32 protein-coding genes are annotated in these 26,003 nt (G+C 41.9%); 8 read left to right on the top strand and 24 right to left on the bottom strand.

All coding sequences use genetic code 11. From position 1 onward, the window contains the following. The first annotated feature begins 520 nt into the window (after window positions 1–520). Window positions 521–1,291, top strand: coding sequence for a hypothetical protein (locus tag ABKW31_RS18005; RefSeq protein WP_348617971.1), 771 nt, complete (start codon window positions 521–523; stop codon window positions 1,289–1,291). 60 nt (window positions 1,292–1,351) lie between these two features. Here ABKW31_RS18005 and rplQ read toward each other — a convergent pair whose 3' ends face one another. From rplQ to ABKW31_RS17915, 18 genes are all read right to left on the bottom strand, one after another. Beyond that, on the bottom strand, window positions 1,352–1,753 hold the full coding sequence (gene rplQ / locus ABKW31_RS18000; RefSeq protein ID WP_348617970.1) for a 50S ribosomal protein L17: 402 nt from the start codon (window positions 1,751–1,753) through the stop codon (window positions 1,352–1,354). Window positions 1,754–1,794: 41 nt separating this feature from the next. Next, window positions 1,795–2,784 (bottom strand): DNA-directed RNA polymerase subunit alpha, encoded by a 990-nt coding sequence (gene rpoA / locus ABKW31_RS17995; protein ID WP_348617969.1) that lies wholly within the window; start codon window positions 2,782–2,784, stop codon window positions 1,795–1,797. Window positions 2,785–2,806: 22 nt separating this feature from the next. Beyond that, complete coding sequence (gene rpsD, locus ABKW31_RS17990) at window positions 2,807–3,427, bottom strand: 30S ribosomal protein S4 (protein WP_348617968.1); 621 nt, start codon at window positions 3,425–3,427, stop codon at window positions 2,807–2,809. A 24-nt stretch (window positions 3,428–3,451) separates the two neighbouring features. Beyond that, a complete protein-coding gene (gene rpsK, locus ABKW31_RS17985; protein WP_068371061.1) occupies window positions 3,452–3,844 on the bottom strand; it encodes a 30S ribosomal protein S11 in 393 nt (130 codons plus the stop codon). Window positions 3,845–3,858: 14 nt separating this feature from the next. Continuing rightward, entirely contained in the window at window positions 3,859–4,215 is a 357-nt protein-coding gene (gene rpsM / locus ABKW31_RS17980) for a 30S ribosomal protein S13 (RefSeq protein ID WP_340680201.1), read from the bottom strand. A 124-nt stretch (window positions 4,216–4,339) separates the two neighbouring features. Continuing rightward, complete coding sequence (gene rpmJ / locus ABKW31_RS17975) at window positions 4,340–4,453, bottom strand: 50S ribosomal protein L36 (RefSeq protein ID WP_082768678.1); 114 nt, start codon at window positions 4,451–4,453, stop codon at window positions 4,340–4,342. 24 nt (window positions 4,454–4,477) lie between these two features. Beyond that, window positions 4,478–5,797, bottom strand: coding sequence for a preprotein translocase subunit SecY (secY, locus tag ABKW31_RS17970; RefSeq protein WP_348617967.1), 1,320 nt, complete (start codon window positions 5,795–5,797; stop codon window positions 4,478–4,480). 5 nt (window positions 5,798–5,802) lie between these two features. Continuing rightward, window positions 5,803–6,237 (bottom strand): 50S ribosomal protein L15, encoded by a 435-nt coding sequence (rplO, locus tag ABKW31_RS17965; RefSeq protein ID WP_348617966.1) that lies wholly within the window; start codon window positions 6,235–6,237, stop codon window positions 5,803–5,805. Window positions 6,238–6,240: 3 nt separating this feature from the next. Next, complete coding sequence (rpmD, locus tag ABKW31_RS17960; protein ID WP_348617965.1) at window positions 6,241–6,426, bottom strand: 50S ribosomal protein L30; 186 nt, start codon at window positions 6,424–6,426, stop codon at window positions 6,241–6,243. Continuing rightward, entirely contained in the window at window positions 6,427–6,930 is a 504-nt protein-coding gene (rpsE, locus tag ABKW31_RS17955) for a 30S ribosomal protein S5 (protein ID WP_348617964.1), read from the bottom strand. 9 nt (window positions 6,931–6,939) lie between these two features. After that, window positions 6,940–7,293, bottom strand: coding sequence for a 50S ribosomal protein L18 (gene rplR, locus ABKW31_RS17950; protein WP_340680196.1), 354 nt, complete (start codon window positions 7,291–7,293; stop codon window positions 6,940–6,942). Between the two features lie 12 nt (window positions 7,294–7,305). Beyond that, window positions 7,306–7,839, bottom strand: a complete 534-nt coding sequence (rplF, locus tag ABKW31_RS17945; protein ID WP_348617963.1) for a 50S ribosomal protein L6 — start codon at window positions 7,837–7,839, stop codon at window positions 7,306–7,308. Between the two features lie 10 nt (window positions 7,840–7,849). Beyond that, window positions 7,850–8,242, bottom strand: coding sequence for a 30S ribosomal protein S8 (rpsH, locus tag ABKW31_RS17940; RefSeq protein ID WP_348617962.1), 393 nt, complete (start codon window positions 8,240–8,242; stop codon window positions 7,850–7,852). Between the two features lie 12 nt (window positions 8,243–8,254). After that, window positions 8,255–8,560: a 30S ribosomal protein S14 gene (rpsN, locus tag ABKW31_RS17935; protein WP_348617961.1), complete on the bottom strand. Its 306-nt coding sequence runs from the start codon at window positions 8,558–8,560 to the stop codon at window positions 8,255–8,257. An 11-nt stretch (window positions 8,561–8,571) separates the two neighbouring features. Continuing rightward, entirely contained in the window at window positions 8,572–9,111 is a 540-nt protein-coding gene (rplE, locus tag ABKW31_RS17930; protein ID WP_348617960.1) for a 50S ribosomal protein L5, read from the bottom strand. A 16-nt stretch (window positions 9,112–9,127) separates the two neighbouring features. After that, on the bottom strand, window positions 9,128–9,442 hold the full coding sequence (gene rplX, locus ABKW31_RS17925; RefSeq protein WP_348617959.1) for a 50S ribosomal protein L24: 315 nt from the start codon (window positions 9,440–9,442) through the stop codon (window positions 9,128–9,130). An 11-nt stretch (window positions 9,443–9,453) separates the two neighbouring features. Then, window positions 9,454–9,819, bottom strand: a complete 366-nt coding sequence (gene rplN / locus ABKW31_RS17920; protein ID WP_068371025.1) for a 50S ribosomal protein L14 — start codon at window positions 9,817–9,819, stop codon at window positions 9,454–9,456. Between the two features lie 420 nt (window positions 9,820–10,239). Then, window positions 10,240–11,877: an AMP-binding protein gene (locus ABKW31_RS17915; protein ID WP_348617958.1), complete on the bottom strand. Its 1,638-nt coding sequence runs from the start codon at window positions 11,875–11,877 to the stop codon at window positions 10,240–10,242. Between the two features lie 415 nt (window positions 11,878–12,292). On the opposite strand from ABKW31_RS17915, the gene ABKW31_RS17910 reads away from it, so the two are divergent. Then, window positions 12,293–12,847 carry a zf-TFIIB domain-containing protein gene (locus ABKW31_RS17910; RefSeq protein WP_348617957.1) on the top strand — a complete coding sequence of 185 codons (555 nt, stop codon included), beginning with the start codon at window positions 12,293–12,295 and terminating at the stop codon, window positions 12,845–12,847. 48 nt (window positions 12,848–12,895) lie between these two features. Here ABKW31_RS17910 and rlmB read toward each other — a convergent pair whose 3' ends face one another. From rlmB to ABKW31_RS17890, 4 genes are all read right to left on the bottom strand, one after another. Continuing rightward, a complete protein-coding gene (gene rlmB, locus ABKW31_RS17905) occupies window positions 12,896–13,633 on the bottom strand; it encodes a 23S rRNA (guanosine(2251)-2'-O)-methyltransferase RlmB (RefSeq protein WP_348617956.1) in 738 nt (245 codons plus the stop codon). After that, entirely contained in the window at window positions 13,634–16,039 is a 2,406-nt protein-coding gene (rnr, locus tag ABKW31_RS17900) for a ribonuclease R (protein ID WP_348617974.1), read from the bottom strand. A gap of 274 nt (window positions 16,040–16,313) precedes the next feature. Further along, window positions 16,314–16,949, bottom strand: coding sequence for a tetratricopeptide repeat protein (locus tag ABKW31_RS17895; protein ID WP_348617955.1), 636 nt, complete (start codon window positions 16,947–16,949; stop codon window positions 16,314–16,316). Between the two features lie 135 nt (window positions 16,950–17,084). After that, window positions 17,085–17,327, bottom strand: a complete 243-nt coding sequence (locus tag ABKW31_RS17890) for a TIGR02647 family protein (protein ID WP_348617954.1) — start codon at window positions 17,325–17,327, stop codon at window positions 17,085–17,087. A gap of 437 nt (window positions 17,328–17,764) precedes the next feature. On the opposite strand from ABKW31_RS17890, the gene ABKW31_RS17885 reads away from it, so the two are divergent. From ABKW31_RS17885 to ABKW31_RS17870, 4 genes are all read left to right on the top strand, one after another. Then, window positions 17,765–18,508: a SapC family protein gene (locus ABKW31_RS17885; protein ID WP_348617953.1), complete on the top strand. Its 744-nt coding sequence runs from the start codon at window positions 17,765–17,767 to the stop codon at window positions 18,506–18,508. Continuing rightward, window positions 18,484–19,236 (top strand): DUF6445 family protein, encoded by a 753-nt coding sequence (locus ABKW31_RS17880; RefSeq protein WP_348617952.1) that lies wholly within the window; start codon window positions 18,484–18,486, stop codon window positions 19,234–19,236. The genes ABKW31_RS17885 and ABKW31_RS17880 overlap by 25 nt, the downstream gene beginning before the upstream one ends. 92 nt (window positions 19,237–19,328) lie before the next feature. Then, window positions 19,329–19,568 (top strand): hypothetical protein, encoded by a 240-nt coding sequence (locus ABKW31_RS17875; protein ID WP_348617951.1) that lies wholly within the window; start codon window positions 19,329–19,331, stop codon window positions 19,566–19,568. Continuing rightward, window positions 19,568–20,302, top strand: a complete 735-nt coding sequence (locus ABKW31_RS17870; RefSeq protein WP_348617950.1) for a hypothetical protein — start codon at window positions 19,568–19,570, stop codon at window positions 20,300–20,302. The genes ABKW31_RS17875 and ABKW31_RS17870 overlap by 1 nt, the downstream gene beginning before the upstream one ends. Before the next feature lie 51 nt (window positions 20,303–20,353). Here the strand turns inward: ABKW31_RS17870 and ABKW31_RS17865 are convergent, their stop codons facing one another. Next, the gene (locus ABKW31_RS17865) at window positions 20,354–23,503 is read right to left on the bottom strand and encodes a TonB-dependent receptor (protein WP_348617949.1); all 3,150 of its coding nucleotides are present in this window, start codon (window positions 23,501–23,503) and stop codon (window positions 20,354–20,356) included. Window positions 23,504–23,855: 352 nt separating this feature from the next. Here ABKW31_RS17865 and ABKW31_RS17860 point away from each other — a divergent pair, with 352 nt between their 5' ends. Together ABKW31_RS17860 and ABKW31_RS17855 are read left to right on the top strand one after the other, a co-directional pair. Then, window positions 23,856–24,431 carry an RNA polymerase sigma factor gene (locus ABKW31_RS17860; RefSeq protein ID WP_348617948.1) on the top strand — a complete coding sequence of 192 codons (576 nt, stop codon included), beginning with the start codon at window positions 23,856–23,858 and terminating at the stop codon, window positions 24,429–24,431. After that, entirely contained in the window at window positions 24,428–25,480 is a 1,053-nt protein-coding gene (locus tag ABKW31_RS17855; RefSeq protein WP_348617947.1) for a FecR domain-containing protein, read from the top strand. Before ABKW31_RS17860 ends, ABKW31_RS17855 begins: the two co-directional genes overlap by 4 nt. Window positions 25,481–25,521: 41 nt before the next feature. On the opposite strand, the gene trmL is transcribed toward ABKW31_RS17855, so the two are convergent. After that, window positions 25,522–25,986: a tRNA (uridine(34)/cytosine(34)/5-carboxymethylaminomethyluridine(34)-2'-O)-methyltransferase TrmL gene (gene trmL / locus ABKW31_RS17850; protein WP_348617946.1), complete on the bottom strand. Its 465-nt coding sequence runs from the start codon at window positions 25,984–25,986 to the stop codon at window positions 25,522–25,524. Window positions 25,987–26,003 lie beyond the last annotated feature (17 nt).

Below are 26,003 nucleotides of genomic sequence, written 5' to 3'. Positions count from 1 at the left end.
TATTAATTGTTAAAGAGCGTTTAGTACAGGATTGTTGAAGCGAAATGCGTGAACGTAGTGAACACTGATTTCTGAAACAACGCTTGTACTGGGTGACCATCCTATTTGACGATCGCCGGATAAATCTTGTCTACTTAAGCTGTCCGAAGACCCTCTTAAGCGGGAGGCGCATATTACGCTATCCGTTTACGTTGTCAAGAAAGTTTTTAAATTATTTTTTAAAATTCTTTCTCTACAACCCGCTGATCACTTGACTCCGAGGAGTATCGTATCACTGGCCGAAGCCGGTGTCGTGTCAGACGTTTACTGTCTGTCCCGAAGCGAGGAGGCGCATTCTATAGACTTACACACCTAGGTCAAGTCAGTTATTCAAATAAATTGAAAATAATTACTTATACGTACGAATAAACAGCAAATTGCTTAAAAACTATTTATTTAGTAAATTTATTGTTAAATTGAACCAAAGGCTGACACGGATTGTCGTATCTTAGTTATAACTATAAAGTAGTCGGTGAATTAAATGAATTTTAAGCAATTAGCTTGTAGTACAATTTTGTTAGGCGGTATTTCACACGGAGTACTAGCTGGAGAAGTTGAAAGTACTAATAATAATCTAGAATTAACCAGTTCATTTATTCAAAACCAAGTACAACAAAACATGTCTATAGGTAGGGCAATAAAAAGTATTGTTCAACATTATCCGCAAGAAGCGGCGAGTATTATTGATACTGCGTTAGATATGTATCCAGAACAATATAAAGAAATCATTCATGCGGCAATATCTGCTCAACCTACTTTAACCCAAGAAGTTGTTACAATTGCTTTGCGAAAAGGCATCAGTAGCTGTAGCAGCATAGTTGAAACCGCAATTAATGCAGATCCAAGCTATGTAGATTTCATAGTAACTGCCGCTGCCAACTCTACCCCGAGTGAATTAGACGAAATAGTTAGAATTGCGGTCGTTACTGAACCTGATTCAGCAGACTATATAGTGCAATCTTTAGCTAAAGAGCATCCATCTAAGCTTGTGGAAATATTAACCTCAGCCATTGGGGCAGTACCATTAGTCGGTGAGTATGTAGTAGAAGCATTATTGGCTAGTTTCCCTAATGATGCTGAAGTAGTAATCACTACTGCAGTCCGAGAATCATCGGCTCAAAGGGAACAAGTAAAAAGAATAATCGAAACAGGTCAAAATTCTGGAATTTCTCTGGAAAATCTTGAGCGTTATGCAACTAATGGCGGCGCAACTGCAGAAGAAGTTGCACAGGCCACAAGAAAAACTCATTAATAGCTAAACAGCAGGATCAAAAAAGCCGGGCTATGCCCGGCTTTTTATTTGGTATTTCTATTATTCCGCAGTTGCATCTTCAGTCATTTCGACTGCTTCAACTTCTGGACGGTCAACCAACTCTACATACGCCATAGGAGCATTGTCACCAGAGCGGAATCCACATTTTAAAATGCGAATATATCCACCTGGGCGTGCTTCATAGCGTGGGCCAAGTTCATTAAATAATTTACCAACTACTTCTTTATCACCAGTACGTGCAAATGCCAAACGGCGATTAGCTACACTGTCTTGCTTAGCAAGTGTGATAAGAGGTTCGATTACGCGACGCAGTTCTTTCGCTTTTGGCAAAGTTGTTTTAATCAACTCATGTTTTACCAAAGAACCAGCCATGTTTTTGAACATTGCTTGACGATGGCTGCTATTACGATTTAACTGACGACCACTCTTACGATGGCGCATAGTTTTATCCTTCTTTACAAATCAGTTTAAATTAAATCTGATTAATCTTTTTCTGCGATACTTTCAGGTGGCCAATTTTCTAGGCGCATGCCCAAAGAAAGCCCACGAGAAGCAAGTACGTCTTTGATCTCTGTTAGAGACTTTTTACCCAAGTTAGGAGTCTTCAACAACTCAACTTCGGTACGCTGTACAAGGTCACCAATATACTGGATAGCTTCAGCTTTTAAGCAGTTAGCAGAACGTACAGTAAGTTCTAAATCGTCAACTGGGCGAAGTAAAATCGGATCAAACTCCGGTTTCTCTTCTTTCTCAACTGGCTCTTTGATATCACGAAGTTCCACAAACGCGTCTAATTGCTCAGCTAAAATTGTAGCTGCGCGACGAATTGCTTCTTCAGGATCAATAGTACCGTTGGTTTCCATATCAATGATTAGCTTATCAAGGTCAGTGCGTTGTTCAACACGTGCTGACTCAACTGTATAAGCAATACGTTCAACTGGGCTAAATGAAGCATCAACCAATAAACGACCAATAGGACGATCATCTTCTTCAGAAGAGCGGCGAGTTGATGCGGGCACATAACCGCGACCCATTTCTACTTTAATGCGCATGCTAATTTCAGCATCGCCTGTCAAAGTACAAACTAAGTGGTCAGGATTAACGATTTCCACATCACCATCATGCTGAATATCTCCAGCTAATACTGGGCCCGCACCGGATTTCACTAGAGTTAGTGTTGCTTCGGTTTTGCCTTCAAGACGCACCGCTAAACCCTTAAGGTTAAGCAATATTTCGATAACGTCTTCTTGTACGCCTTCTTTGGTGCTGTACTCATGAAGTACACCATCAATTTCAACTTCAGTTACAGCACACCCTGGCATAGATGACAACAGGATGCGTCGCAGGGCGTTGCCCAACGTGTGACCAAAACCACGCTCTAAAGGTTCAAGTGTGACCTTTGCACGTGTTGATGAGACGTTATCAATTTCAACTAATCTTGGTTTTAAGAATTCAGTTACAGAACCCGACATTGTTTCCTCTCTTCTTTTATCTTTACTTAGAGTAAAGTTCGACGATCAACTGTTCATTTATCTCAGCAGACAAATCAGTTCTTTCAGGTACACGTTTAAATGTGCCTTCCATTTTCTTGCTGTCTACTTCAATCCAAGTTGGTTTCTCACGTTGCTCAGCCAATTCAAGAGCAGCAACAATACGAGCTTGTTTTTTAGCTTTCTCACGAACAGAGACAACGTCTTCAGCAGAAACATTAAAAGAAGGAACGTTAACAACTTGACCGTTAACCAAAATGGCCTTGTGGCTCACTAATTGACGTGCTTCAGCACGAGTACTAGCGAAACCTATACGGTAAACAACATTGTCAAGGCGCTGTTCTAAAAGTTGTAACAGGTTCTCACCAGTGTTCCCTTTTAAACGAGCTGCTTCTTTATAGTAATTACGGAATTGTTTTTCAAGAACACCGTACATACGACGAACTTTTTGTTTTTCACGCAATTGCACACCATAGTCTGACAAACGGCCACGACGGGCGCCATGTTGTCCAGGTGCGGTATCAATTTTACATTTAGATTCGATTGCTCGAACGCCACTTTTAAGGAACAAATCTGTTCCTTCGCGGCGGCTAAGTTTGAGTTTTGGACCCAAATATCTTGCCATGATCTTTCTCCAACTGTCCGTCGATTAAACGCGACGTTTTTTCGGTGGACGACAACCGTTGTGAGGAATAGGCGTCACATCGGTAATATTAGTGATTTTATAACCAGCAGCGTTCAAAGCACGGATCGCAGATTCACGACCTGGACCTGGACCTTTAACGAACACTTCTATGTTTTTCAAACCAAATTCCTGTGCGGCAGTACCGGCACGCTCGGCAGCAACTTGTGCAGCAAATGGGGTAGATTTACGTGAACCACGGAAACCTGAACCACCTGATGTTGCCCAAGATAGAGCGTTACCCTGACGATCAGTAATTGTCACTATTGTGTTGTTGAAAGACGCATGGATATGAGCCATACCATCTGCAACTTGACGTTTTGCGCGCTTACGCGTGCTTTTAATAGGAGCTTTTGCCATATCTTATTCCCCGCTTACTTTTTAATTGCTTTGCGAGGACCCTTACGGGTGCGCGCATTGGTTTTAGTGCGCTGACCACGTAGAGGAAGACTACGACGGTGGCGTATACCACGGAAGCAACCTAAATCCATCAAACGTTTAATACTCATTGATACTTCACGACGTAGATCACCTTCAACAGTGAATTTAGCTACTTCATCACGTAATTTATCAATCTGTGTTTCATCAAGATCTTTGATCTTGGTTGACTCTGCAACACTAGCAGCGACACAAATGCTTTTAGCACGTGTGGCACCGATACCGAAGATTGCTTCAAGAGCAATGACAGCATGCTTGTGCTCAGGGATGTTAATGCCAGCGATACGGGCCATTAACAGTACTCCTCTTAGTTATTGTCGTCGGCCTAAAAAGCCCGATAGGATACTTACCCAACGACTAAATTGCAAATAAAGGTTTGAGGCGCTAGCGTATCTAGACGACCCCCAAACCGTTCGATTAACCTTGCCTTTGCTTATGCTTAGGCTCGCTACAAATCACACGAACAACACCGTTGCGCTTAATGACTTTGCAGTTACGGCAAATCCGTTTGACGGATGCACGAACTTTCATTTCATCACTCCGTAAAATGCCATCTTATCGACCGTAGCCTTTAAGATTAGCTTTCTTAAGAACAGACTCATATTGATTTGACATCAAATGTGTCTGCACCTGCGCCATGAAGTCCATGATTACAACTACCATAATCAGTAGGGAAGTTCCGCCAAAATAAAACGGCACATTCCAAGCAATCAACATAAATTCAGGCACTAAACAAATAAAGGTTATATAAAGCGCACCAGCTAAAGTTAGTCGCGTCATTACTTTATCAATGTAGCGTGAAGTTTGTTCACCTGGACGAATCCCTGGTACAAACGCACCAGACTTCTTCAAGTTATCTGCTGTCTCACGAGGGTTAAACACCAACGCAGTATAGAAGAAACAAAAGAAGATAATTGCCGCAGCATAGAACATGACATACAAAGGCTGTCCAGGAGACAACATCAACGCCACGTCTTGTAACCAAGACAATGATTCGTTTTGACCAAACCAGTTAGCAATGGTACCCGGAAACAAAATTATACTTGATGCAAATATTGGGGGAATAACACCAGCCATGTTCACTTTTAAAGGCAAATGCGTGCTTTGGGCAGCAAATACTTTACGACCTTGTTGGCGTTTAGCGTAGTTAACGACAATACGACGTTGACCACGTTCAACAAACACAACAAAGTAAGTGATAGCGATGATAATCACACCTATCAACAACAAGAACAATAAGTTCAAGTCACCTTGCCTAGCCTGCTCTGCTGTTTGCCCTAAGGCAGTTGGCAGACCAGAAACTATACCGGCAAAAATCAATATAGAAATACCGTTACCGATACCTCTTTCCGTAATTTGCTCACCTAACCACATTAAAAACATGGTACCGGTAACCAAACTCACTACTGCTGTAAAGTAAAAACCAAAACCAGGACTAATAACCAACCCAGCAATTAAGTTAGGTAGGTTAGTCGCTATTCCAACTGCTTGGAAAGTCGCCAACACCAAGGTAAAGTACCGAGTATACTGACTGATTTTACGACGTCCGGCTTCGCCTTCTTTCTTTAATTCCATCATTGACGGGTGCATAACAGTTAGCAACTGCATAATGATGGATGCTGTAATGTAAGGCATGATACCTAGGGCAAGAACTGACGCACGCTCTAATGCACCACCTGAAAACATATTAAACATTTCCACAATGGTACCTTTTTGTTGGTCGAATAAATCCGCCAACACAGCTGCATCAATACCAGGAATAGGCACGTAAGAGCCTAACCTAAATACTATGATCGCACCAAGTACGAACCACAACCTCGATTTAAGTTCGCTCAAGCCGCCTTTTGCGCTCGAATCCGATCCTGGTTTAGCCATCTAGCCTATTCCTCTACCTTACCGCCAGCTGCCTGAATTGCTTCAAGGGCACCTTTAGTTACCTTTAAACCGCTAATCGTAACAGCGCGTGTAATTTCACCACTTTTAAGAACTTTTACATACAACATTTCTTTCTTAACAAGACTTGCTGCTTTCAAAGTTTCTAGTGAAACCACGTCGCCTTCTACCTGTGAGATTTCGCTCAACGTAACTTGGTCTGTAACCAAGGACTTACGTGAAGTAAAACCAAACTTAGGTAAACGACGTTGGATTGGCATCTGACCGCCTTCAAAACCAGGTTTTACAGATCCGCCAGAGCGGGCCTTTTGACCTTTGTGACCACGGCCACCAGTTTTACCAAGACCTGAACCGATACCACGGCCCAAACGCTTACGAGATGTTTTCGCTCCTTGTGCAGGAGCCAAAGTATTTAAATGCATCTGTTACTCCTCCACTACTTCAACCATGTAATATACACGGTTGATCATGCCACGGACAGAAGGGGTGTCTTCTAGCTCACGAACATGACCGATGCGACGAAGACCTAAGCCAGTAAGGGTTGCCTTATGCTTAGGAAGACGACCGATAGAGCTTTTAGTTTGCTTTACTTTAATCGTTGCCATGTTCAATTACCCCAAAATCTGTGTTACTGACAATCCGCGTTTAGCAGCAACTTGCTCAGGCGAAGTCATTTCTGTCAACGCATTGATAGTTGCACGCACAACGTTAATCGGATTGGTAGAACCGTAACATTTTGAAAGTACGTTATGTACACCAGCGACTTCAAGAACTGCACGCATCGCACCACCGGCGATAATACCAGTACCTTCAGATGCTGGTTGCATGTAAACCTTGGAGCCAGAATGGCGACCTTTAATTGCGTGTTGTAATGTGTGACCGTTTAAATCAACTGATACCACATTGCGACGTGCTTTTTCCATCGCTTTTTGAATGGCAGCTGGCACTTCACGTGCTTTACCGTATCCAAAACCAACACGACCGTTACCGTCACCTACCACTGTCAAAGCAGTGAAGCTAAAGATACGACCACCTTTAACCACTTTAGATACACGGTTTACAGCAATTAGTTTTTCTAACAGGTCGCCCTGTTGTTGAACTTCTACTTTAGCCATAATTAACTCCTAGAACTGAAGACCTGCTTCACGAGCAGCATCAGCTAATGCCTTAACTCGACCGTGATACTTGTAACCGCTGCGATCGAAAGCCACTTTCTTAATGCCTTTTTCGATAGCACGTTCTGCAATCGCTTTACCAACTGCTATCGCTGCATCAACATTACCGGCGTATTTCACGCTTGAACGTAACTGCGCTTCAACAGTAGAAGCCGCCGCTAATACTTCAGAACCGCTTGGGGCGATTAACTGAGCGTATATGTGGCGTGGAGTGCGGTTAATAACCAAGCGATGCGCGGCCAGTTCACTAATTTTTTTGCGGGCGCGGGTAGCGCGGCGCAAGCGAGCTGTTTTCTTATCCATCGTATCACCAACCTACTTTTTCTTAGCTTCTTTACGACGCACAACTTCATCGGCGAGACGTACACCTTTACCTTTGTAAGGCTCTGGCGGACGGTATCCACGGATGTTAGCTGCAACTTGACCCACCAACTGCTTATCAACGCCTTTAACGAGGATTTCAGTTTGCGTAGGAGTCTCTACCGAAATACCAGCAGGCATTTCGTATGCTACGGGGTGTGAGAAACCTAAAGTCAGGTTTAGTTTACTACCTTGCGCAGACGCACGATAACCAACACCATTCAACAATAGTTTTTTCTCAAAACCTTCGGATACACCAATAACCATAGCGTTTAACAATGAGCGAGCCGTTCCAGCTTGAGCCCAACCGTTGGCCATACCTTCACGAGGTAAAGTCTTCAATTGGTTCTCTTCTTGTACGATTTCAACTGCATCATTAAATGTACGACTTAATGTACCTTTTTTACCTTTAAATGTGACAACTTGACCAGCGATTGTTACTTCAACGCCAGACACGATGTCAACAGGAGCTTTTGCTATACGTGACATTCTATTCCCCTTATGCTACGTAGCCGATGATCTCACCACCCATGCCCGCTTTACGCGCTGCACGATCAGTCATCACACCTTTAGAGGTAGACACGATAGCTACACCTAAACCACCCAATACTTTTGGAAGCTCATCTTTTTTCTTATAGATGCGCAAACCTGGGCGACTTACGCGCTCAATGCTGCCGATAACTTTTTTGCCTTCGAAATACTTTAAGGTAATTTCTAATACAGGCTTAACGTCACCAGAAACTGACAAGTTCGCTACATAACCTTCTTCTTTCAGTACGTTTGCAATAGCAACGCGTAATTTTGATGAAGGCATAGAAACAGTTACTTTGCCAGCCATTTGGCCGTTACGAACGCGGGTAAACATATCCGCGATAGGATCTTGCATACTCATATAAGCTACTCCTTACCAACTGGCTTTTTTAAGGCCAGGCACTTCGCCGCGCATCGCTGCTTCACGCAACTTGATACGGCTGAGGCCAAACTTGCGTAGGAAACCATGTGGACGACCAGTTATACGGCAACGATTACGTTTACGTACAACAGATGAATCACGTGGCAATTGTTGTAGCTTAAGAACAGCGTTCCAACGGTCTTCGTCAGACGTGTTGATATCGCTGATAGTGGCCTTAAGTGCCGCACGCTTATCAGCGAACTTTACTGCTAGCTTGGCGCGTTTTACTTCGCGCGCTTTCATTGATTCTTTTGCCATAACCCTACACCTTACTTTTTGAACGGGAAGTGGAATGCGCTTAATAACGCATGAGCTTCCGCATCGGTTTGAGCGCTGGTATTGATAGTGATATCCATACCGCGAATTTTATCCACTTTATCAAAATCGATTTCAGGGAAAATAATTTGCTCACGCACACCCATGCTGTAGTTACCACGACCATCAAATGACTTAGGATTTAAGCCACGAAAATCGCGGATACGAGGAATAGCAATTGAGACTAAACGCTCAAAGAATTCCCACATACGTTCACCACGTAGGGTTACTTTACAGCCAATCGGATAACCTTCACGGATTTTAAAGCCCGCTACAGATTTACGAGCAACAGTTACAATCGGCTTTTGACCAGCAATTGCTTGCATGTCAGCCGTGGCGTGTTCTAACACCTTTTTGTCTGCTACCGCTTCACCTAAACCCATGTTTAGAGTGATTTTTTCAATCCGAGGGACTTGCATGACGCTTTTGTAGTTGAACTGCTTAGCAAGTTCCGCTACTACCGTTTCTTTATAGAAATCATGCAGTTTCGCCATCGTACTCTCCAATTTATTAAATTACTTGGCCATTCGATTTGAAGAAACGAACTTTTTTCTCATCTTCAATTCGAAAACCAACGCGATCAGCTTTGCCCGTTGCTGGGTTAAAGATCGCTACATTTGACACATGAATTGATGCTTCTTTCTCAACAATCCCGCCAGCTACGCCCAATTGTGGGTTTGGCTTTTGATGCTTCTTGATCAAATTAACACCTTCAACGACTAAGCGACTAGACGCAGGAAGAACTTTGACAACTTTGCCTTGTTTTCCTTTATCTTTACCCGCTAATACGATGATTTCATCATCACGACGAATTTTACTAGCCATCTCGTGACTCCTTATAGTACCTCAGGGGCTAACGATACAATCTTCATGTTATTAGCACGAAGTTCACGAGTAACCGGACCAAAGATACGCGTACCAATAGGTTGCTTGTTGTTATTCAACAACACCGCTGCGTTGTTATCAAAACGGATCGCAGATCCATCAGGACGACGAACGCCTTTTCTAGTACGCACCACCACTGCATTCAGTACATCACCTTTTTTTACTTTACCGCGAGGAATTGCTTCTTTCACAGTAACTTTAATGATGTCACCAATATGTGCATAACGGCGATGCGAGCCACCAAGAACCTTAATACACTGAACCCTGCGAGCGCCCGAGTTATCGGCAACATCCAGGTTAGTTTGCATTTGGATCATGTTAGTGCTCCGCTGTTTAAATTAAGACTCTCCCGAGTCATTTAGCTGTAAAAAGCAGCATTACGCTGCCTTTTTATACATACCCCAGTTAAAAGGGCGCGAAATACTAACAGAAATTCTCGGGTAGCGATAGCTGAATTTGTAAAAAAAATCAAAAGGATTGGGATGGCTATTAGGCTAAATCGACATTGTTACTATTTATGTAACTTTCGTTTAAATTCAAGCTCTTTTAGGGCTAAAAGGACAATCAGTTACTTTCAATATTTTCCTTTTTGCTCTCGCTAATAGTTTTTGTGCTACAGAGCTTAAAGTCTTAGACAGTAATCAATAGCAGTTTTATCTCTTATTACTTAACAGCAAGACGACTATTTTCAGTCGTCTTGCTTGTAGCTGGCTAATATCTATATAACTCAACAATGTTTACAACATTACTATCTTACCTTTCATATCACTATCAATAAGTTTGGCAAAACGTTCTTCAAGTATGTGCCGTTTGACCTTAAGCGTTGGCGTGAGCAATCCATTATCCACAGTCCATTCTTCCTTCATGACAACCAGTCTATCGAGTACAGCATGACTTTCTAAGGAGGTATTAACCTCGTTAAATGTATGCAATAAGCTTTCTTCTAATTTTTGTTTATTTAATTTATGTGCTGCGGCTGACAATACTAACAAGGCTATAGGTTGCTTCAAATGTGAACCTGTTACACATACTTGCTCAATATTAGAGTTACCCATTAAGCTCGATTCAATGGGTACAGGCGCTATATATTTACCCTTTGCTGTTTTAAATATCTCCTTCAATCGGCCGGTAATTCGTATATAGCCTTCACTATCCATGGCGCCTTTATCACCAGTTTTTAAGTAACCATCTTCAGTAAATACCTCTTTGGTCTTTTGTGGTTCCAAATAATACTCCAACATATTGCATGGACCTTTAACCTGGATCTCGCCCTCTTCAGCAATGCGAATATCTACCCCACTATATGCCTTACCAATTGTACCCACTTTATCTGCTCTAAAGGGCACAGAACCAGTACCATAAGCACTGTTTTCGGTCATTCCCCATCCTTCAGAAATATTCACTCCAATAGTTCTAAACCACTCTAAGGTAGAAATAGAAATAGGTGCTGAACCGCTGGCACACAATCGTGCTTTATCTAGTCCCAGTTTTTCACGGATTTTACGGGTGATAATTGAAGATAATATGGGGATGCGCAATAAAATATTAAGTTTACGTTGTGGCATATTAGCTAACACGCCCATTTGGAAACGAGTCCAAAGGCGCGGTACAGAGACAAATAAGGTTGGCTTAGTTGCACAAATATCCCGAGAAAAGGTATCTAAAGATTCCAGAAAGTCGATACGCATAGAAGAATAAAAACTAGCGAGCTCAGCAAAAACCCGCTCGGTAATATGGGCTAGAGGTAAATAACTGAGCACGCGATCATGATGATTAACTGCCAAAGCATCTAATGAATGAACAGCTGCCCAACAAATAGTGTTGTAACTATGCACTGCGCCCTTCGGATTGCCGGTGCTTCCCGATGTATAAATAATAGTCATCACTGAATCCATATCAGGAAGCGGGTTTTCATTACAAGGTTGATTATTCATTAAATCAGCCCACTGTTTGTCTGCAGGAATACCCGGATAAGGCAAGGCGAGCTTAACAATCCCCTCAGGAATGGCCTTCACTTGCTCCTCGGTATTATCCAGTTTTCCAACAAAAATCACCGGACACTTGGCATGGTCAAGTACATATTGGATGGTATGAGTGCCGGCTGTTGCATATATCGGCACAGAGACATGTCCAGCCATCATGATAGCCAAATCAGTGATAAACCACTCTGCACAGTTTTTTGACAAAATCGCTATATGACTGCCTTTTGGCAAGTCCATGAGTTTTAACTCACTTGCGAGCCGTCTGACTTGTTGTCCAGTCTCTTGCCAAGAAAATTCTTTGTAATTCCCATCAATAGGCTGTTTAAGATAAATTCGATCAGGAGTGTGTTTCTCCCAGTGATATAACATTTCTAAAGGCGATTTTATGGTCATAGCTGTCCTGAAGTATAAAAAACAAGTGAACTCAGGTTAATTTACAGTGACTACTTACAAATGGTCAACACTTGATCAACAAACTCAACTTTATACTTACAAGCATTAGTCATATTTTGGTTTTATTAATAAATGCTATTTATTGCTGATGTTCTGTGGGCAACAGCTAATAATTTTCAATGCCAATTTAGTCAAATATTGCACAATACTGGGAGTTCAATAACCAAGATTTTTGCGCTAAAACAATCAAATTTATGCAATTTCTTTTATGAGGAACTAAAAAACCTAACAAAACCAAGTAGCCAGCAACTATTCAGTTTATTAAGCTTTTTAAACCCGTTTTTATGAGTTGAAAATTAGTAAATTGAATCGCATCATAGTGTTCTGAATAGAGATTTATCAAGGATAATAAGATATGCAATGCACTCGGTGTAAAGAAGGAAATCTTCAAGCCAGTTTTATCGAGCAACAATTTCGCGCTCATACTTGTGATCACTGCGGTGGAAACTGGATTTTAGTTGAAGATTACGTAAGCTGGAAAGAGCGTAATCCACAATATAGTTTTGCCCAAGGCTCAGTTTCTGATGATGACGTTGCTGATAGTCAACGTGCCTTGATTTGCCCTGTTACAGGGGTAATTATGCGCAAGTTAAGGATCACTAAAGATAGCAGTCATCGACTCGATTACAGCATGCCGGTTGGTGGCGTTTGGTTGGACAAAGGTGAGTGGGAATTACTAAAATCTGCTGGTTTGGCAGGTTCACTTAACGCCATATTAACTGAGCAATGGCAAACTAAGATCAGGGAGCAAAAAGCTGAAGAAACCTTTACACAGTTGTATATTAATAAATTTGGCGAAGACGATTACCAGAAAATCAAAGCGCTTAGAGAATGGTTAGCTAGCCATCCCAACAAAGCTGACTTACGTTCTTATTTACTGGCTGACGATCCCTACTCAGCCAAGAAATAATCAAAGTGGGTCTAGCCTATTTAAATCAGGCTAGACTTATTCAGCAATTTATCCGCGCTGACGGACAATTTCATATAAACATACGCCTGTTGCAACAGAGACATTCAAACTTGAAACTGAACCCGCCATAGGCAACTTAATCAACTCATCACAATGTTCACGCGTTAATCGCCGCATGCCCTTGTCTTCTGCGCCCATCACTAAGGCCATAGGTCCGCTAAGTTTGCATTCGTAGATGTTTTTGTCCGCTTCTCCCGCCGTGCCGACGATCCAAACGCCCATACCTTGTAAATCTCGTAGAGTGCGAGCTAAGTTAGTCACTTGCACTAATGGCACCACCTCCGCGGCACCACAGGCTACTTTGCGCACCACCGGAGTTAAGGACGCTGAATTATCTTTTGGAACAATAACCGCATGTACGCCTGCACCATCTGCTGTGCGCAAACAAGCACCTAAATTATGTGGATCGGTCACGCCGTCTAATACCAACAAAAAAACCTGGGGATTAGCTGCAACAATGGCAGCTAAGTCATTATCATTATAGGTTTTACCGGGCTTAACTCGAGCAACAACACCTTGATGTTGCTCGCTATCGGCTTTTTCGTCCAGCGTTTTACGCTGACAAAATTGAATAGAGGCGCCAAAACGACGGGCTTGATTGATAAGAGTATGCACACTTTTTTCGTCTTTACCCTTGAGTACAAATAATTCAATTAAACGCTCTGGCTCACGCTCAATAACAGACTCAAGTGCATGGATACCGTATATGTATTCGTATTGCGCCATTTAACCTTTCCTCTTTCTGGGTGCTCTTCTACTTTTTGGCGCACCTTTATCGCTTGATTTGTTGTCACTTGACGATTTCTTGGGGTCTTTTTTCGCAGGTGGTTGTGCCTTAGCCCCCTTTCCAGTGGTCGACACGGTATCGTTTTTAGCTTTAGCCTTTGAACGCGCGGCCGTTTGTCGACGTGCTTTACCTGAGTTGTTGGGTTTGCCTTTATTCTGTCCGGCCGCCTTGGCTGTGGAGGCTAAAATAAAGTCAATTTTACGTTCATCTAAGTTAACTGATGCTACTTTGACTTCAAGTGGATCACCCAGACGATAGATCATTCCCCCGCGCTCACCGATCAAATGCTGTTTGACTTCATCATAACGATAATAATCTGAATCTAAGGAAGTAATATGCACTAAACCATCAATGTGAAATTCTGGTAAACGTACAAAAAAGCCGAAGTTAGTAACCGAAGCAATTACCCCCTCAAAGCTATCGCCCACATGATCAAGCATAAACTCACACTTGAGCCAGTCGGATACATCCCGAGTAGCGTCATCCGCTCGTCGCTCAGCCATCGAACATTGCTCACCCAGAGCTTCAACTTCATCCACGGAATAACGTTTTCCACCACTCACATTTTTACGTTGATTTTGTTTATCGACAATCGCTTTTAAAGCTCGGTGAACGACTAAATCAGGATAACGACGAATAGGAGAAGTAAAGTGAGCATAGGCATCTAAGGCTAAGCCAAAATGACCAATATTTTCATGATCGTAGACTGCTTGTTTCATAGAACGCAAGAGCATAGTTTGGATCAATTCTTGATCGGCCCTACCTTGTATTTTGCTTAGCACATCCGTTAAATCTTTTGGCGTTACGTCATGACCAATATGATGACTTATGCCGACTTCGCCTAAATAGGATAAAAACGATGTCAGACGATCTGGATCAGGTTCAGCATGAACTCGATATAAGGCTTCTGCCTTGTTTTTTGCCAAGGTACGCGCGGCTGATACGTTAGCCAAAATCATACATTCTTCGATCAGTTTATGTGCATCGTTACGCACCACTGGCACTATATGGTCAATTTTGCGCAATGCATTAAAAATAAACTTACTTTCCTGAGTTTCAAATTCAATGGCACCACGCTGCCCGCGAGTCCGTTTCAGCGCCTGATACATCGAATATAAGTTTTGTAGATGTGGCACTTGCTCAGCATAACGACTTTGCAAGGTTTCATCACCTTGCAGTATGTTCCATACTTTAGTGTAAGTCAGTCGCGCTTTAGAATTCATCACCGCTTCATAAAACTGATGCTCTAATAACTTTCCCGTTTCACTGACGGTCATTTCACACACCATGCACAAACGATCCACTTGTGGATTGAGTGAACACAAACCGTTAGACAGAACTTCCGGTAACATTGGCACGACTTGCTCAGGAAAATACACTGAGGTACCGCGATTTTGAGCTTCACTGTCTAAGGCAGTACCCGGTCGCACATAATAACTCACATCGGCGATAGCAACCCACAGTTGCCACCCACCTTGTTCAAGGGGTTCACAAAAAACCGCATCATCAAAATCTCGCGCGTCTTCACCATCAATAGTGACTAAGGGCAATTGGCGCAGATCAATACGATTGGATTTAGCTTCTTCGGGCACCTCTTCAGTCAAACCCGAGATCTGTTTTGTGACGCCTTTAGGCCATTGATGCGGAATTTCGAAGGTGCGCAAGGCCATATCAATTTCCATACCTGGTGCCATATGCTCGCCAAGTACCTCAACAATTTTACCAATGGCATTGACACGTTTTCGAGGGCGTTGAACGATTTCAACTACCACAATATGTCCCTGCCTCGCACCATTGGTTTGTTCTTTTGGGATCATGATTTCGTGATTTATTCGACTGTCATCAGGTATCACTACACCCACATCATTTTCAAAGAAGTAACGACCGACAATTGGCTCTGAACGCGGCTCAACAATTTTTACGATGCGTGCTTCTCGGCGGCCTCGATTATCTGTGCCACTTTCTTTGACTTGAACTAGATCACCATGCAAAACCGTCGCCATTTGCATTTGATGGATGAATAAATCTTTTTCACCATCATCACGCTTTAAAAAACCAAAACCTTCCCGATGGCCTATAACGCGGCCTTGAATCAAATCATCGGCTTTGATCACGGCATATTTTTTATCGCGGTTAAATTCAACCTGACCTTCTCTTTCCATTGCGCGCAGGCGCCGCTGAATGCCTATACGACTATCTTCGTCAGTTGCATTCAATAGGTGGCAGAAATCTAAAAAAGATAAAGGTTTTTTGCCATTAACCAACAGTTCCAGCAAATATTCTCGACTGGCGACTGGGTTTTCGTATTTTTCTTTTTCGCGTAAGTAATGGGGGTCGTCGTTCATAGTTGGATCTATACGATCCTCAATAATAAAATGTTGCACGGAGTATACCTGCTGACCCGTTAACACTGTAGTTTTTTACTCGTTTTACTGGGATTATTTGTGCTTTTAGGCAAGAATTTGTGAAATATTGCCCCTAAAAACAAAAATCAATACTGCGGCTTATCTTTGCTTTAGCAGGTAGGAGGTAGACTGAAAACCAAGCTAAAAACCGTTGGTGCTAAAATAAAAACGCTGAGGTATGCAAATAGACAGAGTTAATAAAGACATAAAAAAACTAAGAATTTAATGGCCGTTTCGCTTTACGCACTGCTTTGGGATGCATGAGTTTTTCAAGTTTTGTTAGACAATTAGTAATCTTTGCATGTTGATTTTTATCTGCAGTGATGGCGTTGTACAGCCAGTGGTAAGCGTCGACATAATCATAAGGACTTCCGTAACCTTCAATAAAGAGTTCAGCTAGTTCTATTTGCGCTTTTAACAGACCTTGACCAGACGCTTCCCTTAAAAATACCACTGCACGTTCTTTATCTTGCTGGACTAGTTTTCCTTGGGCGTAATAACGACCCAATTGTTCAAGGCCAGCGGGTAGCCCTTGTTCAGCGGCGAGTTTCATAAATGCCACACCACGTTCTGGGTCAGCCTTAACACACACTCCCCAAGCTAACATGTCGCCCCACAGGAACTGATAAGCAGGCACCTTTAAGGTTTCCGCACGCGCTTCGATATCTTGTACCAATTGACAACGATCGCTCACTACTCGGCTAAGATGTTCATTACGATTGATGAGTTCAATTAATTCATCTTGAGAATACAGTTGCACCGCAACAATTTCCTCTTCGGCACTCACCAAGGTGCTACACAGCACGGTGTAACAAACAAAAAGACTAATGAGAAAACGTAATCGAGGCATAATTATCAAATTTAAATAAATACTAATTAACAAGGGTATCGACCATTTACTATTTTTTTCAAGCGCTATTCTAGGTAAATTAATGAACTAAGTGGCACAACAAAATGCCACCACCGTCACTTTTGCAAATTGATATTAGCTGTGGTTAAGTGAAAAAGCACTGGCAATTATTTGAGTATGTTCTAACAAATCATGACCCAAATCGGTTAAGTATCCTCCATCGGGCAAGGTCACAATACCTTTATCAAACAAACGTTGTGAAGCCGCAATTAACTGGGGATCCGCGTCGTGATGTACTTTAATGCCTTGGAGTAAACTAGTATCGGGAAATTTAAGTAACAAGTTTAATTCAGCTATTGTCTCGGAAGTAAAAATCATGAAAGTCCTCATCAACTGATGTTGAAAAATAAGAATTATTGGATGAAAAGCGCTAAATACTAATTTGTTTTATTTGACAATCTCAGCGGTAATGCCACAGATCTAAAGAGAATAGATATTTGCGACAAATTTTATCGTGTTCCGCTAAGAGCCACCGCCATATCACTTTTTGTGCGTCTAAATTAGACTTGACGACATATGCAGCCTATAGCCAGACAAGCGTAATTTCAAAGAATATTTAACATCATTTACAAAATAAACACAAAGCACGCAATGCTGTTGCGCTATTAGCCAGTTCAAGACAAACTACGCTTAGTTATTTATCGGGCGTTGACCAAGCCGTCTAATTAGCTTGAGACCAGTCAAATTGCTAGGATATGACCTTAAGATCCATGCTCTGAGTATCATAAAGCACGTTAAGCAGTAGGAATGAAAAAATGGCGCATCTTGTTGCCGTAAATGCACAATACCATCAAGCACTAAAGGTGAATAAACAAAAAGCAGAAGAAGCTATTGCAGACCAACATATGCTGCCGGTTGTTATCAGTGAATTTTTAAAACTGGTGGTTGAATTTCCAATTTTGTTCAGCAAAAGCACCGAAACCGGCCGTTTTTTATGCATTGCACTGCTAGGTTTTAAAGAGGGTGAAAACTTATTTTGGCATGCGGCCAAATTTAACAGTTTATATTCTCCTTTAAATGCCGCTCGGCATCCTTTTTTCGTGGGCAAAAGTGACGAATCAGATGGCGAGTCAATATTGTGCATTGATCAACAAAGCGCTGCAATTTCGAGTATTGATGGTGAATCACTTTTCACTGCCCAAGGTCAGCCATCCGATTATTTAAATGAAATCCAACAAATTCTGGCTGAATTGATAGCTGGTGAGGCACAAACAGAGGCCTATATCGATTGTTTATTAGGTAATGAATTGTTAGTTCCACTTAAACTCGACATAAGCTTTGGTGACAAAAGTCACATAAAAATCAAAGGTCTCTACAGTATAGATGAGGACAAACTGAACAACTTATCCCTGTCTGCTCTTGGTGCACTAAAACAACAAGGTTATTTGCAGACTATCTATACGCAATTGGCCTCTATGGGGCAAATTTATGCATTAATCGAGCGGAGAAATCAGCGTTTAAGCCAGGTTAACCCATGGTTACAATTGCAGCCTCAATAAATATGGAACAATTTTCTTGCCACCCTCAGTGCACTATAAACTCACTCTTGATTGGTAAAGAAAAGAGTCCACTGCTCATCATTGATCATTGGCTTGAACAACCAGAAAAATTAGTACAGATTGCCAATCAAGGTACATGGTCAAAAGACAGTAAGCAGGATTTTTATCCCGGCCAGCGCAGTATTGCGCCACTTGAATATCGCAACTTTGTTGCTGAATTTGTGCGCCAACAGTTAGTACCCTTGCTCCCAACGAGTCAATATGATCAGGCTTCGATTTCCTACTGTGCATTTTCACTGGTCAGTCATTCACCCTGCGACTTACTACCAATTCAACGTATCCCTCACTTTGACACTCAAAACCCCAATCAATGGGCAATTGTTCACTATTTATGCCAAGAAGAATGCGGTGGAACAGGATTTTTCCAGCATCGTCAAAGTGGCTTTGAGACCATTAATTCAGATCGGGAGAGTCGTTATATTCGAATAAGAGATGACGAAGCCTTCACTTTGGGATTGCCACCCGAGCATTATTTAGAGGGTAGCACTGAACAATTTAAGTTAATCCACCATGTCAACGCGCAGTTTAATCGAGCTATCGTCTATCCGAGCAACCTCTTGCACTCAGGATTAATCAAACAGTGGCAAAATGAGTCGGGGCAACCCATTCGATTAACCGCCAACACTTTTATACAGTTTAGTCCGAGCTCAGCTTTTACGTTTAATTGAGTAAAAAATAGGCATAAATTACTTAAAAGAACTACTTTTAGTTGCATGGCGCCCATATAACTTATCATTCACTGAAGCAAGGAAGACAAACTATGTCATTAATAGAGGAAAACTTTAGACTGGCGGCCGAGTTAGGTGAATATGCCGCAGTTAAAATTCAGTCTATGCTGCGTTTATTGCATGAAAACACCTCCACACAAATAAAGCTTGAACGACCAGTCATCGGCGGTAATGTGATTTATTTTGCATTAATCTCAGGCAATGACGCAGACATCGATCTAGCTTGTGAATACAAAAACATCCGTCGCATCGAAAATGAGCTACAAGCCTAATGTCTGACAAACTGAAGAACATCTTTATCATTGCTTTATCACTTATCGTCATCATTGGCGGATATTTCTATTACGCAACTTGGCAGGACGCAAAACAAAAAATCGATAAAGCAGAAACTCAACAAGCGGCTTTAATCGCAGAAAAAGGACAATTAACCGAGCGGGTTGCCGAGTTATCGGTAAAGCAACAAAGTTTAGAAAAAGAAATAGTAGGGCACGAGCAGAGCATTAGTACTTATCAACTTGAAATCAAAGAAATTGAGGATAAATTAACGCAAGCAAATAAAAAGACCATTGCAGAATATGACGACCAATCCATTGCACAAGGCTTTAAAGAAACTTATCAACTAGATGAGAAAAGTATTCAGATTATACAAATACCAATAGTGGGATCTCCTTGGAAAGAGCGTGTTATGACCCTACCTATCGACTATGTCAAACTAACTGTCACTGCCCACAACAGCAAAGTAGCCTGCCAACAACAATCAGAGTTGAAAACCAAAATTATCGATTTAAACCAGCGGATAGATGTCCTTCAAGCCCAGAATCTTAAATTAGAGCAAGAAAAAAGCATGGCGTACTCAAAGGGATATGAGAGCGCTTTTGCTATGTATCTAGAAGTCAATAAGCTCTATATCGACTTATTGAAAAGCCCTCCTAAAGTTGACTTAGCCCCAAGTTGGTGGCAAGTCACACTAGGCGCTATTGGTGGGGTCCTGATTTGCACTTTATAAATAACTGTAAAACGAACTCACCCAAGACCCAGCAAACAGTGATAGTTGTACTTAAAAACTGCCTCTAACACCAAAGGTATAACGTGCGCCTGGCTGCTGTACCAATAATAGTTGGTTGTCAAATCGCCCATGTTTATGCACACTTTCCTGAGTTAAATTTACGCCTTCTAAAAATAGCGTAATGTGCTCATTTAGAGCATAGCTGGCGCTCATATCAATTTGCTCATAAGGGCTGACAATAGTCGGCTCTCCTCCCTGTATTTGGGTGAGCGATTGTAAAAAACCATCGCGTTGATTCCAAGCCAAACGAATTTGAACCGGATCTAACTCGTAATACAGAATTAGGTTCTGTGAGTTGCTCAAACCGGTTAGTGCAAATTTCTGGCTGATATCGTAGCTATCAAGTGTTGCATTGCTGTCAACAAAGGTGGCATTCGCTAGCAGGCCAAACCCGGAAAGAAAGTCATATTGAAACGCTAACTCCCAACCTTTAACCGTAGCCGTCTCACTATTTATCGGCTGTGTTAATTCAAATATCGCGATTTTATCATCCGTATCTGCCGCACTTGGATTGGTTCCCGTGCTAGGGTCTGTCACCTGATTGATCGAAATTTTTGTAGTTTGACTAACAATAAAATTATCTACTTTTTTACGAAAGTAATTGAGTGACATATAACTCGAAGGCGCAAAATACCATTCTAATGCTAGGTCAAAATTATTAGATTCAAAGGCTTGTAGGGCAGGATTCCCCGAACTAACACGAAGATCACCACCTTGCCGCGTAGTATGAATAGTACGACTAGGTGACATCTGGCTTATGGTGGGTCGGGTGATGCTGCGGGAAAGGGCAAGACGCGCGCTAATTTCATCAGCTAATTCCCATCTTGCCGTAAAACTAGGCAGCCAATGCTGATAAGTGACAGCTTGCATAATCGGTCTGGGGTTAGAATAAACCTGACCCAGTTCAGTTTGGTCGAGTACCGTCAGGGCTAATAAATCAGCTTCAATCCCGTCGACAGTAGCGCGAGTATGTTCAATTCTAACACCACTATTTATACTTAGATCTCGTCCGAGTAATTGACTAGCAAAGCTGAAATCTAGATAAGCGGCATGGACGTTTTCTTGCAAAGTAAAGGAACTATCTCGTTTGACTGCATTGAAATTAACGTCACTGATCGATTCTAGAAAGGCAAAAACCCTTTCACCATCATGCTTAAGCCATGTATGGGGTATATTCTGATTACCACTTATACCGGCTAGAAAGTCATCTCCAGCATCAAAGACCTGTTGAAATTCATCCGGCAAATCCGGCTCAGTGAAATAACCACAGAAGGCGCAGTGAACAAAGTTATATTCGTTGTCCCAGCGCTCAATTTGTTTGGTCTGTTGACTTAACATCACGCCAAAAGACACGGCTGTGAGATCTTGTCTCTCTGTTTCCCAACGTGCATCGCTACGAAATTGATTAAGATCATCACGTAGATTCCAGCCACGCCTTAACATAACGTGAGCCTTACCATTAGCCGGATCAAGATAGTTTGATACGCCCGTTACTTGGCCTTCAGCATTGGCAATCGAAGGATCGGCTTCAGCAAATCCGGAAATACTAGGCAGAATATTATTAGCAGTATGATCAAAGTGAGATCGATTTAAGTAACCAACTAGTGAGAGCGCATTAGCTGCGCCTTGCGTATCGTTGATACTCGCAGCCGACAAAGAAGCATCAAAATTAATGGCTAAATTTGTCGTCGCTTGCCAATCAAAATTGAGACCTAAAGCACGCATGTTAGACGGCCGATCAAAGGTACGAGAGTGAAAATCAGTCGCATGCCCTATATTTTGTGAAAACTCTACTACGGTGCCTACCTCATCGGTAACGACATCCTCAAGATTACTCGAAGTAAACCAATGTCCCATTGATGTAGATTGGGTTTTGACATTAAAGCTAGAACTTAAGTAGTCTAAACTGATCTCAGTATCTGGGCTTGGCCGATATTGCAGTACTAGGGTTCCGCCGCTGCGGGTGCGTTCGTCAAACCTGACTCGTTGATCATAATTACGCGGTACAAAAATATTTTCACTGGTAGTGGTTAATTGCTCTGAGGGTATATTAGTATTCAGTAACCACCCATCAGTTTGAACTTCATTAATTCTTGCTTTGTGCTGTTGCTGAGACAGAGATAACAACCAACCAAACTGCTCATTACTATGGCTAATTAATAATGTACCTTGTGGCGTAAATTGCTCGCTGTTGCTATCCAACATGGCTTTAACACTGCCCGCAACCTTAAATCCACGTTGACTGAAGGGCCGAGCGGTTTCAATATTAATTGTTGAGCCAATTCCTCCAGATTGAGTTGCCGCCGAAAAAGTTTTACTTACACGTACCCCGCTGACAAGTTCTGCAGCGAGTGTATCAAAACTGAATTCGCGTCCTTGATTGTCAGTAGCTAGTTTGCGACCGTTGGTCAGTACAGTGTTAAATTGTGGACCAAAACCACGAACAGTAACAAACTGCCCCTCACCTTCTGACCTATCGATAGAGACCCCAGTTAAACGTTGCAGTGATTCGGCTAAATTCAAATCAGGAAATTTACCGATATCTTCTGCTTTGATCGCATCAACTACTTCATGGGAATTTTGTTTGATATCCACAGCACGTTGGGCACTCGCCCGCATACCTTTAACCAAAATCAGTTCGTAATCAGACTCTTCAAACTGCGGATAGGTCATCATACTTTCAGTCTCATTGCTGAATAATTCGATAACTTTATCAAATAGATCTTTTTGTTGTTCGGCTTGATAATCCTCTAGTGTTTTAATCACCAACGAGCCCTTGTTACTAAATTCAGCGACAAGGCCAGTGTTAGACAATAACAATTCAATTGCCTGCGCTGGGCAATATTTGCCGTATAAGGCATTAGCGACACTGGTTTTGACTTTATTAAAAGGAAACATCACCGTTAAGTCAGTTTGTTTTGCAAATTCAATCAAGGCTTCATCAGCTGTTTTAGTGTCTATTGAAAAGTTCACTGCACAGGCATGTGTAAGATCAGGCTGGGTTAATGGTTGGCCGAAAGTATCAGGCACGACACACAGCAGGCTACCTATTAATAACCAGCGATGCGCTGAAAAACTTGGACGCAGGGTAGCCCCTATCTCAGGAAGATAAAAACAAGTTTTATTGATCTTTACTGGCAAAGTAATTAGTACTCAAAAATCTAAGGGACATCAGGTGATACTGGCGATTACTCTAGTAAATAGCACCAACAAGAAACTATTTATTACTTTATATCAACCAAGCGAGGGTTGTCATTCTAAGGCTTAAGTAGCCATTCACAACAGTCAATAACAGTGGCATAATTTAACAAGTTAATTACATTAATCATACCTAAACCCATAAATAAAGTCTCTGCGGCCACATAAATTAAACTATTGATATTGATAGATTATTTTTTTACTAAATAATAACTCAATTAATTCACTCAGTTTATCTAGCGGAATTCATTCGCTCATTCGTCTTAGGCTTGAAGGCAATATTAAATGGACAACTATGGCTCACCCTGATTTCGAAAAATCTGGCTTGTTCGCTATCTTTATGGCAGCAAAAGCCAATGTGGCACGTATGGTGTCGCGCATGGTACCGCCAAAAGAAATTGAAGACATAGTGCAAGAAACCTATGTGCGAATTTGTCAATTAGACAATCATGATGCCATAACAAAAACCAATGCTTTTATCATGAAGACCGCGCGTAATTTGGCCTTAGACTATATAAAAAAAGCTGAAACTCGTTTAACTGATGGCATTGAGAGTGAAGAACAGTACGATGCGAATGGTCATTCAGACAAAGACCCATTGTTCGAAGAAGCGGCCAGTAACGAAGAGTTTGCTCACTTTTGTGAGAGCGTAAGACGTTTACCGGTGCAATGCAGACGTGTTTTTGTACTAAAAAAAGTATATGGATACTCGCAAAAAGAAATTGCCAAGGAATTGTCGATAAGTGAAAGTACAGTTGAAAAACACATTGCAGATGGCTTAAAACGCTGTGCTGCTTTTATGTTGCAACAAGAAAGTGAAGCAAGCGTTGTCACTAACAACAATCTGAGCAAACGGGGGAAAAGTCAATGAGTAATGTATACCCGTTAAAGTCGGATGAAAAATATATAGCAGAATCGAGTGAATGGATAAGTAAGCTAGACAGAGGATTAAGTGTCACTGAAACCGTCGAACTTGAACAATGGTTAGCACTCGATACTGAACATCCAAAAATGTTGCTTAAAATAGCGACTTTATGGGACAAAATGGATGTCTTGAATAATCTGAGTGAACTTGTACCACATTCACCTGAGCAATCACACAAACACCACACCGCACGCTGGGCAATCGCTGCGAGTATATTACTTGCTAGCATTTTGTCTATCGCGACCTATCAGTGGGGTGCTTTTGCTCCCTTTGCAGTGACTGCGCAACAGGTTTATTCAGAAAACATCTACACCACAAAAATAGGCGAACAATCGGTCTTTTATTTGCAAGATAAAACCAAAGTGGTGCTCAATACCAATAGTCAACTGCGGGTCACTTATACCGACAAACAACGTTTGTTTGAATTAACCAAAGGCGAATTGCACGTTACGGTTGCCCATAACACTCAACAACCTTTGAGTGTTTATGCAGGAGGAAAGATCATTCAAGCTGTTGGCACCGCATTTAATGTGCAGTTAGAGGATGCTCAACTAGAACTGATTGTCACAGAGGGAAAGGTCTTAGTTGCTGATCAGACTGAGCAGTCATCTTCACCATTAAGTATGAGCGACGTGCGACTACCTAGCTCTTCTTTGGCGGTGTCAAAGGGCGAAAAAATTGAGTTAAATGCCAAAAGACCGCAGATTATGACATTGCCAGCGTCAGATATTGAGGTAGATTTGTCTTGGCAGCAAGGTGAACTGATTTTCAGAGGTGAAACATTAGAAACGGCGCTCAAAGAAGTGAGTCGCTATACGCCTTATCAATTCAAGTTGGCCGACAATCAACTTAAAAAAGTGCAGATAGCTGGGTTATTTCGCACCAATGATATTGACGGATTACTCAGCTCGTTAGAGCAAAACTTTGCAATTCAGCACCAGCGCATCGATAGTCAAACGATATTATTGCAGTCTACTCAGCAACCACAGTTGTAAACTGTGGTTGGTTTTTCTATCTTGCAGCTATATGCACGGTTTTAAACCGCTCCAGCAAAATTTAACTGGCGCCACGCTTCATAGACGAAAACCGAAACCGCATTGGATAAATTCATACTCCGACTCTCGGCCAACATAGGAATACGCAAGCGCTGTTCTGCTGGCAATGACTCTATAACGTCCATAGGTAGACCGCGTGTTTCTGGTCCAAATAATAAGGCATCTCCTTGTTCAAAGTTAGCTTCAGTGAAATAGGCTTTACCCTTAGTGGTACAAGCAAAAATACGATTCGGCTGGCGCGCAGAGATGTAGGCAGACAAATCAGCATAGCGTTGCACATTTGCAAATTCATGATAATCCAAGCCGGCACGGCGAACTTTTTTATCGTCCCAATCGAATCCCAGCGGTTCAATTAAATGCAAGGCAAACCCTGTATTAGCGCACAGGCGAATAATATTGCCTGTATTTGGCGGAATTTCAGGTTGGTACAAAACAATATCTAACATCTAATGATGACTCTCAA

Source organism: Paraglaciecola sp. 25GB23A, assembly GCF_040012495.1.
GTDB lineage: Bacteria > Pseudomonadota > Gammaproteobacteria > Enterobacterales > Alteromonadaceae > Paraglaciecola.
This window is presented reverse-complemented; position numbering and strand designations above follow the sequence as displayed.

Bases quoted from the DNA above. Each gene is read 5' to 3' on its own strand.
- rlmB (WP_348617956.1), bottom strand. From the start codon at position 13,633: ATGGCGCAATACGAATACATATACGGTATCCATGCACTTGAGTCTGTT.
- ABKW31_RS18005 (WP_348617971.1), top strand. From the start codon at position 521: ATGAATTTTAAGCAATTAGCTTGTAGTACAATTTTGTTAGGCGGTATT.
- rplQ (WP_348617970.1), bottom strand. From the start codon at position 1,753: ATGCGCCATCGTAAGAGTGGTCGTCAGTTAAATCGTAATAGCAGCCAT.
- rplO (WP_348617966.1), bottom strand. From the start codon at position 6,237: ATGCATTTAAATACTTTGGCTCCTGCACAAGGAGCGAAAACATCTCGT.
- secY (WP_348617967.1), bottom strand. From the start codon at position 5,797: ATGGCTAAACCAGGATCGGATTCGAGCGCAAAAGGCGGCTTGAGCGAA.
- ABKW31_RS17880 (WP_348617952.1), top strand. From the start codon at position 18,484: ATGGTTACAATTGCAGCCTCAATAAATATGGAACAATTTTCTTGCCAC.
- ABKW31_RS17860 (WP_348617948.1), top strand. From the start codon at position 23,856: ATGGCTCACCCTGATTTCGAAAAATCTGGCTTGTTCGCTATCTTTATG.
- trmL (WP_348617946.1), bottom strand. From the start codon at position 25,986: ATGTTAGATATTGTTTTGTACCAACCTGAAATTCCGCCAAATACAGGC.
- ABKW31_RS17915 (WP_348617958.1), bottom strand. From the start codon at position 11,877: ATGACCATAAAATCGCCTTTAGAAATGTTATATCACTGGGAGAAACAC.
- ABKW31_RS17875 (WP_348617951.1), top strand. From the start codon at position 19,329: ATGTCATTAATAGAGGAAAACTTTAGACTGGCGGCCGAGTTAGGTGAA.
- rpsD (WP_348617968.1), bottom strand. From the start codon at position 3,427: ATGGCAAGATATTTGGGTCCAAAACTCAAACTTAGCCGCCGCGAAGGA.
- rpsE (WP_348617964.1), bottom strand. From the start codon at position 6,930: ATGGCTAAAGTAGAAGTTCAACAACAGGGCGACCTGTTAGAAAAACTA.
- rpsK (WP_068371061.1), bottom strand. From the start codon at position 3,844: ATGGCAAAAGCTCCTATTAAAAGCACGCGTAAGCGCGCAAAACGTCAA.
- ABKW31_RS17895 (WP_348617955.1), bottom strand. From the start codon at position 16,949: ATGCCTCGATTACGTTTTCTCATTAGTCTTTTTGTTTGTTACACCGTG.
- rplF (WP_348617963.1), bottom strand. From the start codon at position 7,839: ATGTCACGTATAGCAAAAGCTCCTGTTGACATCGTGTCTGGCGTTGAA.
- rplX (WP_348617959.1), bottom strand. From the start codon at position 9,442: ATGGCTAGTAAAATTCGTCGTGATGATGAAATCATCGTATTAGCGGGT.
- rpsM (WP_340680201.1), bottom strand. From the start codon at position 4,215: ATGGCCCGTATCGCTGGCATTAACATCCCTGAGCACAAGCATGCTGTC.
- rpsH (WP_348617962.1), bottom strand. From the start codon at position 8,242: ATGAGTATGCAAGATCCTATCGCGGATATGTTTACCCGCGTTCGTAAC.
- ABKW31_RS17890 (WP_348617954.1), bottom strand. From the start codon at position 17,327: ATGATTTTTACTTCCGAGACAATAGCTGAATTAAACTTGTTACTTAAA.
- rpsN (WP_348617961.1), bottom strand. From the start codon at position 8,560: ATGGCAAAAGAATCAATGAAAGCGCGCGAAGTAAAACGCGCCAAGCTA.
- ABKW31_RS17885 (WP_348617953.1), top strand. From the start codon at position 17,765: ATGGCGCATCTTGTTGCCGTAAATGCACAATACCATCAAGCACTAAAG.
- rplE (WP_348617960.1), bottom strand. From the start codon at position 9,111: ATGGCGAAACTGCATGATTTCTATAAAGAAACGGTAGTAGCGGAACTT.
- rpmJ (WP_082768678.1), bottom strand. From the start codon at position 4,453: ATGAAAGTTCGTGCATCCGTCAAACGGATTTGCCGTAACTGCAAAGTC.
- rplN (WP_068371025.1), bottom strand. From the start codon at position 9,819: ATGATCCAAATGCAAACTAACCTGGATGTTGCCGATAACTCGGGCGCT.
- rpoA (WP_348617969.1), bottom strand. From the start codon at position 2,784: ATGTCGGGTTCTGTAACTGAATTCTTAAAACCAAGATTAGTTGAAATT.
- ABKW31_RS17910 (WP_348617957.1), top strand. From the start codon at position 12,293: ATGCAATGCACTCGGTGTAAAGAAGGAAATCTTCAAGCCAGTTTTATC.
- ABKW31_RS17870 (WP_348617950.1), top strand. From the start codon at position 19,568: ATGTCTGACAAACTGAAGAACATCTTTATCATTGCTTTATCACTTATC.
- rplR (WP_340680196.1), bottom strand. From the start codon at position 7,293: ATGGATAAGAAAACAGCTCGCTTGCGCCGCGCTACCCGCGCCCGCAAA.
- ABKW31_RS17855 (WP_348617947.1), top strand. From the start codon at position 24,428: ATGAGTAATGTATACCCGTTAAAGTCGGATGAAAAATATATAGCAGAA.
- rnr (WP_348617974.1), bottom strand. From the start codon at position 16,039: ATGAACGACGACCCCCATTACTTACGCGAAAAAGAAAAATACGAAAAC.